We start from the raw sequence: 9,078 nt of genomic DNA on the forward strand, positions 1-9,078 counted from the left end.
TTTTGCAAAATGCAACGAGGTGTTCCATAGTGAGTTGTGGCATGCTTTATATTGGATTTATAGTGGTTATTTCTCAATAACATGGATAGGTTTTCAAGCGGCATTAGGAGAAGGAATTTGTCTTTTAGATTAAAAGCCATTATCGCAATTGGGTTAATGCAAGCGGCTTTACTTTTGCTGCTGATTTTTAACAGCCTCGGAGTAATCCAAATTGCCAATCAAACTGAAATTCAACAACAAGGTCACTTGTCTGCCGTTTTAGTGGCCAATAGTGTTGATGTCAATAATCCACGCCAATCTATATTACTGCTTAAGCAATCTTTAGAAGAACATCACATCAGCCATATTGAGTCTGTTCAAGTATTTAATGGCGACAACCGACTTTATGCTGCCCAAAGAAATAACCAAGGTATTTTTGAGTTACTCGAATCTACTGATCCAGTAAATGTTGAGGATTTAGTTTTAGTGGAAGCACAGTCCAATAATGGAACTGGGGTTGAAATTAAACTGATGGTCAACACTGAAGAATTTGATGACAGTGTTGTCAGTGTTGCAATGAAATATAGTGCTCTGATGCTGCTGGTTATTATTCTGATTTCTATTTTGTCTTGGTTTCAAGGCTTACGCTTAATTAAGCATGTATTTAATATTCAGCATGCTTCAAAAAGAGTATTGCATGGTGAAATGGGAGTGCAGGTGGATGAACCTGGTACTCAAGATATTACCGATACCACCAATGCATTTAATGAAATGCTAAAAACCGTAGATGAAGAACGACACGATTTAAAAGGTGCCAATGTTCGCCTAAATACCATTCTAGATTCTGCAGCTGATGGGTTTGTTATTATTGATGTAGATGGTGTGATTAATGAAGTTAATAAAGCTGTCAGTAAATTATTTGGTTATCAGAAAGATGAGTTAATCTCCGAGAATGTGTCGATTTTAATGCCGATGGCTGATCGTTTTATGCATGACGGTTACATTCAAGACTATTTAAATGGTGGCGATGCAAAAATAATCGGTTTCAGTCGAGGTAGAGAGTTACAAGCTCAACATAAAGATGGCCACTTATTTCCTATTGAGTTATCAATTTCCAAAATGGAAATTGATGGTCAAGTGTTGTTCCTCGGGTTTATAAAAGACGTCTCTGAGCTTAAAAAGGAGCAAGCTTCAGCAGCAAGAACTCAGTCAATTCATTTAGCGACCTTAGAAGCCAGTCATGATGCATTAATCACCATTAATATTGCCGGCCGTGTAGAAGAGTTTAACGCTGCTGCGGTAAAACTATTTGGTTATGAACGTGAAGAAGCACTAGGCGAATTACTAGAAGACCTCATTATCCCAGATGGCTTTCATAAGGCGCATAAAAATGGCATGGACCATCATCGTAAGACCGGTGAAGGCCCTGTATTGAATAATCGAATAGAAGTCCCTGCACATAATAAAGCGGGCGACGAGTTCCCAGTTGAATTAAGGGTGATTCCAATTCAGCTAGGTGATGAAATGTATTACACCGCATTTTTACGTAATATTTCAGAGCAAAAAACCAAAGAGGAAGAGTTACGCCAAGCTAAAGAGCAAGCGGAGGAAGGCAGTAAAGCGAAATCTCGTTTCTTGGCAACCATGAGCCATGAAATTCGCTCGCCGCTTAATGCTGTTTTAGGCAGTGTTGATTTGCTGTTGGACTCCAGCCTTGAAAAAGGTCAGCGCATGTATGCGCGAACTGCTAAAGAAGCGGGTTCGGTATTACTCAGCACCATTAATGACATACTTGATTTTTCTAAAATTGAAGCGGGTCAAATGGTGTTAGATCCCAAAGAATTTGAGCCTGATCAGCTTGTTGCTCAGGTACTGCAAATTTTATCCCATAAAGCCCACGATAAAGGCGTGCATTTAGCCAGTTATATTAATCGTAATGTGCCGCAAATGCTGGTGGGGGATGCGCAGCGAATTAGGCAAGTCGTTCAGAACTTAGTGGATAATGCGATTAAGTTTTCGACCCATGGTTGTATTTCAGTTGAAGTGTGGATCCCTAATCGTGGTAATGACAAAGTGGAATTATGCTGTCGCGTGACAGACCAAGGTATTGGTATTGGTGAAGCATCACAAGAGAAACTATTCCGTGAGTTCTCACAAGTTCATGACACTCATACTACGAGTTATGCAGGTACAGGATTAGGCTTGGCAATTTGTTCTGAACTGGCAAAAATGATGGGCGGTTCAATTTCAGTGACCAGTAAGTTAGGAGAGGGCAGTCAGTTTACGCTTTCTGTTCTTTTAGATGAGTCTAGTCAAGCGACAAACCATAATGTCAGATTACCAGAACACCCTCGAGTGCTGTTACTCCACCCTGATGAAACGGTATGTAAGTTGATTAAGAAACAATATAGTCAATATGGTGTTGAGACTAAATACGAACACCAGGTTAGCTCAGTGTTTAAAAACGCTCGAATCCGTGGCCGTTTTGATTTAGTGATGTTGGATGATACTTGTTTACTAGCCGCACAAGAAAAAGAAGTTACTTCACTGCGTAGCGACTATTTATTTGAGTCTGGGTATATTTCAGCTTTATCTTCAGGAGTGAATAATGATGCTCAAACGCTTATTTCTGCATTAGGTATTGAAGAGTCAGTAAGCAAACCATTAAGCCGTGCAATGTTATTGAGTTTAATTAAAGGCGCAACGGCTGATAATACTCATGAAAAACCATTAGAGAAAATTGCCACCTTACCTGACGGTTGCCGCATATTATTGGCCGAAGATAGTCCTGCAAACCAAATGGTTGCTGGGACTATGCTGACTAATGAAGGCGCTGTGATGACTTACGCTAATAATGGCGTTGAAGCAGTTAAACTCGCGCTGAAACAAGAATTTGACTTGATCTTGATGGACATCAGAATGCCTGAAATGGATGGACTAGAAGCTTGCCAAAAAATCTTAGCCCATAAGCCTGAACAAATCGTATTAGCGATGACGGCCAATGTCTTTAGTGAAGAAATTGCTGCTTGTAAAGCGGTAGGTATGCTGGATTGTATTGGTAAACCGGTTAACAAATCTGATTTGATTTCTGGTGTGAGTCATTGGCTTGGTCAGGTAAAACAAGACAGCGTTATGACAATGGGGATGCAATTTACGCTTGCTGATGCTGGCTCTGATACAGGCGGTGATTTAGAAATAGACTCAGGCTCAGATATAGATATGGCTGTTGCCAGCAATGAACTTAGTGATAATGTGACTGATGGTATCGGCGATGAAGTCTCTGAAAACAAGGCTGAGATTCAAGATGACAGTGCAACTGATAATACATTATTAAATCAACGGGTTTTTGATGAATTAGAACAAGCGGTAGGTAAAGCGAGCTTGGCTAAAATGATGAAGGTTTTTTATGGCGAAACGTTAATGCGAATTGACACCTTAAAAGCGCTCACTCCAGATGGAAACCGTGACGAGATCGAAGACCAAGTGCACACTATTAAGAGCAGTGCAGGTAGTTTTGGCGCGCAGAAATTATCTGAAGTGGCAACACAGTTAGAAGCGGCTTCTAGAACAAGCAATGAACCACTATCGGCGTTATTTGAACAAATATTTAGCGTATCCGAACAAAGTTTATCTGAAATTAAGCAAAGGTTTAAAATAGAAACCGATGAATAATATAGTTGAATACCAAAAGGAATTATCACATGGGATTTAGTGCCATTCTTGTAGAAGACAGTATGTCATTAGGTGCGTTATACAGTGAGTACCTTTGCGCAGAAGGCGCGGAAGTGACCCATGTTAATTTTGGCGAAGATGCATTAAAAGAATTAGCGCGTAAACAGCCTGATTTATTAGTACTGGATATCAAATTACCGGACATGTCGGGTATGGATATTTTGACTAAGGTGCAAAAAGAATACCCCAATATTACAGTGATTATGATTACTGCTCACGGCACGATTGATTTAGCCGTTGATGCGATGCGAGCGGGGGCGTTTGATTTTTTGATAAAGCCTTTCGACAGTAAAAGGTTATCAATAACCGTACGTAATGCTTTGAAGCAAAGAGACTTATTGGCATTAGTGTCTAATTATGAAAACAGCCTTCCTAAAACTAATTTCCATGGTTTTATTGGTGATTCTCTGGCTATGCAAACGGTGTATAACACGATTGATTGTGTTGCCAATAGTAAGGCATCAGTTTTTGTCGTTGGTGAAAGTGGCACCGGTAAAGAAGTTTGTGCCCAAGCAATTCATGAAGCGGGGATCAGATCTGAAGAGCCTTTTATTGCGCTTAATTGTGCGTCAATTCCAAAAGATTTGATTGAAAGTGAAATTTTTGGTCACACCAAAGGAGCCTTTACTGGAGCAGTAAGTCATCGAGACGGCGCGGCAACTCGTGCTGATGGTGGGACGTTATTTCTTGATGAATTGTGTGAGATGGATTTAGAGCTACAAAGCAAACTGCTGCGCTTTATTCAGACTGGTGTATTTCAACGTGTGGGCGGCAATAAAGAAGAAAAAGTCGATGTGCGATTTATCAGCGCAACAAATCGTGACCCATGGAAAGAAGTGCAAGATGGCCGTTTTAGAGAAGACTTATACTATCGCCTTCATGTCATTCCTATTGAATTACCGCCACTGCGCCAGCGCGGTAAAGATGTGATTTCTATTGCTAAAAAATTGCTCAAACAATATAGCAAAGAAGAAGGAAAAACATTTAAACGTTTCAGCTCAGAAGTTGAAAGGTGTTTTACCCAGTATTCATGGCCGGGTAATGTGCGCCAACTGCAAAATGTCATCCGTCAGGTCGTAGTACTTAATATTGCTGATGAGGTGGCAATTAACATGTTACCTGCACAGGTAACTGCGGCATTATCGCAAGCTAAACTTGATTCTAAAAGCGAGTCGCAAGTGAACCCGATTGCTATTTCCACTGTCACAGAGATTAATGCCAAATCGCAAGAATTGATAGGTGATGGTTCACTTACCGCAGATGATGCGGCTATTGGGGGCAATACAAGTGCGAGTCAGAGTAACGTGAGCAGTTCTGCTGTTGCACTTGCTGAACCCGTTGATGTCATCGGATCAGCAGAAGATATTCAACCTCTTTGGCTAACAGAAAAAATCACTATTGAAACAGCGATAGAGCAATGTGATGGCAATATCCCAAAAGCTGCTGCATTGTTAGATGTAAGTCCTTCAACGATTTACCGTAAAAAGCAGCAGTGGGAAGATAAAGGGCTATAAAGCAGGTTGTAAATTTTTGCTTATAAATAAAAGAAGCCCATCAAGTTTGATGGGCTAATGTTCAATCACTTATAAACTTTTACTGCTTAGAAATCACGTTCCCAACCAGCGTAGAAAGTGGTTTCCCAATCGCTACTGGTGTCAATTTCAGGGTATTCACTATAGCCCACAGTACCGCCGACTTTTAATTTACCTTCGTAAAATGGACGATGGTAACTAACATCAGCTTGGTATAAGCGTTCATATCGGCCAGGTGATATTGGGTTCCCACCTTCAGGTCTAGAAGTATCTACACCATCAAAGTTTAATTTAGCATAACGGAACTTAGTGCTTAGGCTTTGGCCATGTTCAAGTTGAGTAATGCCGCCTAACACCACAACACGCGAATCGTTATCGTAAGTGCTACCTAAACTTCTACCATAATATCGATAGCCGCTTTGATAAAAACCGTGTTCGTACATACAGTTGTACACATCAGATTCTAAGCCGCATGATGCTGCAGTATCAGAGTATTCTGCAAAAAAACGGGTGCTTAAATCAGCAATGTAAATATCAACACCGCCCATGTTAGACGCATTGATCAGTTTGTTTTTACCATTGTGATAATCTTCATGGATGCGTTCGTAATAAATGCCATAAGGCACGCCCCATGCGGTATCTGACCATCTAAAATCATATCCCGCAAGCATGTTTTCTTGACCATTGACTTCATCACCTTCATCAACGCCGCCATTTGTCAGGCCATCCCACCAGTCTGATAAGCTATTTCCGTAGCCTTCACCGCCCCACTGCATAGTCCATGAAAAACCAACTTCTAACTTTGAAATAGGTTTAAAGGTACCGCGTGCGCCCCAGTGTTGAGTATCAGCGACATAACGATCGCTTTCCATTTGACTAAAGCTGGTAGTGAACGTCCATGGGCCAATCCAGTTAAGCCATGGCGTCTCAAAGGCATTACTGTTGTTTCTTGAAAATGTCACACCAGGCATAGGTCTAGCGTTTGTCGTTTGAATTAAACCTGAATCCCAGCCTGGCCCCCAGTACTTCTGTACTGCGCCACCGGTAACAATCCAATTGCCGAGTTTTACCGCTGCGAAACTGTTATCAAGGCGTGATTCATTACCATCGATGGCATCGTAATGGTAGCTTGCCGCTAAACGTCCGCTGAACCAGTCTTGAGTGACTTCTGCCGTGAATTCAACTTCAGCTTTATCACGGTAATCATTACCGTAACCAATAAAGCGTGCTTGTTCATTGGCACCAGAGAGACCTGCGCTTAAGTTCACCGCTTTATGATCTTTGTTGTAGGCACGCATGACGCGATGAAAGGCATCTTTTTGATGCACTGACATCGGGGTTTCAGCTGCGTTATCAAGATCAGACTTAATCCCTGACCACATTAATGGAAATGTAGTAACAGGCTGAAGAATAATGCCTGTATCAGCTAAGAGTTGAATGTCGGCGCGAAGAGGTAAATCGGTAGGTTCAATCCACCAAGCGGCTTGAGTTGAAAAGCTGCTTAGTAATGCAATCCCTGCTAGTATTTTTAACTTCATTTTGTACTCATTTAGATGAAAGTATTACATCAACTAATAAAAAATAGGCTGTTATTCGCAATAATAACAGCCTATTGAGTATTCATATAATAAAGACGCTTATTTTTTACTGCTTGTTACATAACAATGACTGAGTTGATGGGAATGTTTTATATCAATGTTATTAATTATCACTTCACACACTTTCATTAATACTTTGAGTGGTTTGCATATAAGTATCTAACATATTTTGCTGGTTGTTCATGTTGGCTGCCTGCACGGTGGCGGCTCTTGCATCATCGTTATTTTTCACCATATACGCAGATGTCGCACTCATCGAATTATCGCTGCCATTAGCAACACCCGCTAAGTCAGAATAGAACTGATATTGAGCTTGAGCCTTTTTGTAGTGGACATAGTTTTCTACTTTTTCTCCATCATTGGGTAATGATGGTTGGGTACCATCTTCAGAGGAAGTAGAATTAGTTTGCTTGGCCTGAGCTGCTTGGGTAGGTATTGTTGCGGCTTGGTTAGATAACGCTATAGCTTGAGCACTTAAATTTACGCTATCAACTTGAGATGCACTTGCACTTGATTTTGAAGTTGCAATACTGGCACTTTCTGCTGGTGTAATACTCGTATTAGTTGCACTTGCATCATTAACTTGTTGAGTACTAACTGACGATTGAATTTGCATATTGAACTCCAAAATGTAACGGATAAATCAAGGTATTAAATGACGTTGCATACTCACAGTTTACTTTTACTGAGCGAGCAAGAGTGGATAATGACTCTTTTAAAATAGCTCTTTTAAAATGGCTCTGATTTACAGATTAAGCTGAGTAAATTTAGCCTAGCTCAATAAGCTCTTACCAAAGTGTCATCACCAATTAACTTTTATCAAAGTGTTATTATCGAAAGCTAACTATAGCTAACAATACCTGAACAACGATTGAACCAATTTAAAATCTTTAAATTATGACTTAATTTCAGTTAGAGGAACTCGCTTACCCCAACTCAATGGTTTGTACCATTTTGATACAGACACCATTTCTTGAATACTTTGAGTAAACTCGCATCTTGTAAGACAACTTGGACACTCACAATCAGTGAAACGACCAGGGTAGTATTCATTGTTTGTCATTAGGTGTTCTTTACAGTGACTGCAATGTACTTTGACTTCTACAATCATTGGTAACCCTATAGATAATTAAGTCTAGTTAAAGACTTATTTTAGCGCGAGCAATAAGAAAGGTAATTGACTTATTTATATACAGTAGATTAAGTGCAAGTTATGCAACATATGAGTGGGTGAAACAATGATATTCAAACCATTTATTAACAATAAATCCTTTTTGCAACATATAAACTCTACTATATAAGCAAATTTGATATGTAAATTGACCGTGTGGATGTCGCTAGGAGTTGGAGTTATTTTTGCAGTTTGAATAAGGATTTTCGCTGTATACATAAGGAAAAACTAAAGTAAATAGTTTCACATTTTAAAAAAGAATTTTAGTTATTTGAGGATGATTTTGTTATATATTAAGTGCTATTAAGATTCCCGCTATTATCATGATGCTTCCGGCTATTAGGTTAATCACGCGATTGGCTTTTGCTGATTTAAATACTTTCCTCGCTTTCACCGCCATTAATGCATAACAAAGATTAATACTTCCAAAGGCAATCGTTGCGATGCTCATAACGATCAAGGCATCGTTGACACTAATATTGGTTGAGGGGACAAATGCAGGGAAAAACCCAATGTAGAATATAATAGCCTTGGGATTACTTAGTCCTATCATTAAGCCTGTTGAGGTATTTTTTATCCCTTTGAAATTATTATGTTCTCCTATATCTGCAATTTGAGCTGCTTGTGGTTTCTCATTAATAAGCTGAAAGCCTAAAATGCACAGATAAGCGGCGCTGCAATATTTGATAATAATAAATGCAGAGCCCATAACACTGGCAAGTGCTGTAAGGCCAAATAGCGCAATACAGATAAATAGGTAATCAGCGATGAGTACCCCGAGAAATAATTGCATTGCTGGCATTAAACCATGAGAGAAAGAACGTGAAATTATCGCAAATACAACAGGGCCTGGAACTATTGCTAGTATGAACATGGTAAATAAAAGGCTGAGTGATTGCTGTAGTTCCATTATAATCGCGCTTCCTGAGGCATTATGCTTTTCTATATTGTGAATAGAATATAATAATCAGCCGAGCTTATCTGTAGTTATATGTCTCTTTCTCGTTAAAGTGTAGTGGCATAGTTAATTTGGCCACCTAGTTAGAGGTGATATTATCACCTCATA

Annotated in this window: 5 protein-coding genes; 2 read left to right on the forward strand and 3 right to left on the reverse strand. The window is 39.7% G+C overall.

Annotated elements, in window-relative coordinates; all coding sequences use genetic code 11:
• The first annotated feature begins 117 nt into the window (after positions 1–117).
• Entirely contained in the window at positions 118–3,651 is a 3,534-nt protein-coding gene (locus tag LMH66_RS19300) for a PAS domain S-box protein (RefSeq protein WP_229372415.1), read from the forward strand.
• A gap of 29 nt (positions 3,652–3,680) precedes the next feature.
• Positions 3,681–5,225 carry a sigma-54-dependent transcriptional regulator gene (locus LMH66_RS19305; RefSeq protein WP_229372419.1) on the forward strand — a complete coding sequence of 515 codons (1,545 nt, stop codon included), beginning with the start codon at positions 3,681–3,683 and terminating at the stop codon, positions 5,223–5,225.
• 86 nt (positions 5,226–5,311) lie between these two features.
• Here LMH66_RS19305 and LMH66_RS19310 read toward each other — a convergent pair whose 3' ends face one another.
• From LMH66_RS19310 to LMH66_RS19320, 3 genes are all read right to left on the reverse strand, one after another.
• Positions 5,312–6,781: a capsule assembly Wzi family protein gene (locus LMH66_RS19310; protein WP_229372423.1), complete on the reverse strand. Its 1,470-nt coding sequence runs from the start codon at positions 6,779–6,781 to the stop codon at positions 5,312–5,314.
• A 175-nt stretch (positions 6,782–6,956) separates the two neighbouring features.
• Entirely contained in the window at positions 6,957–7,457 is a 501-nt protein-coding gene (locus tag LMH66_RS19315; protein WP_229372426.1) for a hypothetical protein, read from the reverse strand.
• An 841-nt stretch (positions 7,458–8,298) separates the two neighbouring features.
• Positions 8,299–8,922 (reverse strand): LysE family translocator, encoded by a 624-nt coding sequence (locus LMH66_RS19320; protein ID WP_229372429.1) that lies wholly within the window; start codon positions 8,920–8,922, stop codon positions 8,299–8,301.
• Positions 8,923–9,078 lie beyond the last annotated feature (156 nt).

Source organism: Shewanella sp. 10N.7 (assembly GCF_020806285.1).
In the GTDB taxonomy this organism is placed as follows: Bacteria; Pseudomonadota; Gammaproteobacteria; order Enterobacterales; family Shewanellaceae; genus Shewanella; species Shewanella electrodiphila.

Bases quoted from the DNA above. Each gene is read 5' to 3' on its own strand.
- LMH66_RS19305 (WP_229372419.1), top strand. From the start codon at position 3,681: ATGGGATTTAGTGCCATTCTTGTAGAAGACAGTATGTCATTAGGTGCG.
- LMH66_RS19310 (WP_229372423.1), bottom strand. From the start codon at position 6,781: ATGAAGTTAAAAATACTAGCAGGGATTGCATTACTAAGCAGCTTTTCA.
- LMH66_RS19315 (WP_229372426.1), bottom strand. From the start codon at position 7,457: ATGCAAATTCAATCGTCAGTTAGTACTCAACAAGTTAATGATGCAAGT.
- LMH66_RS19320 (WP_229372429.1), bottom strand. From the start codon at position 8,922: ATGGAACTACAGCAATCACTCAGCCTTTTATTTACCATGTTCATACTA.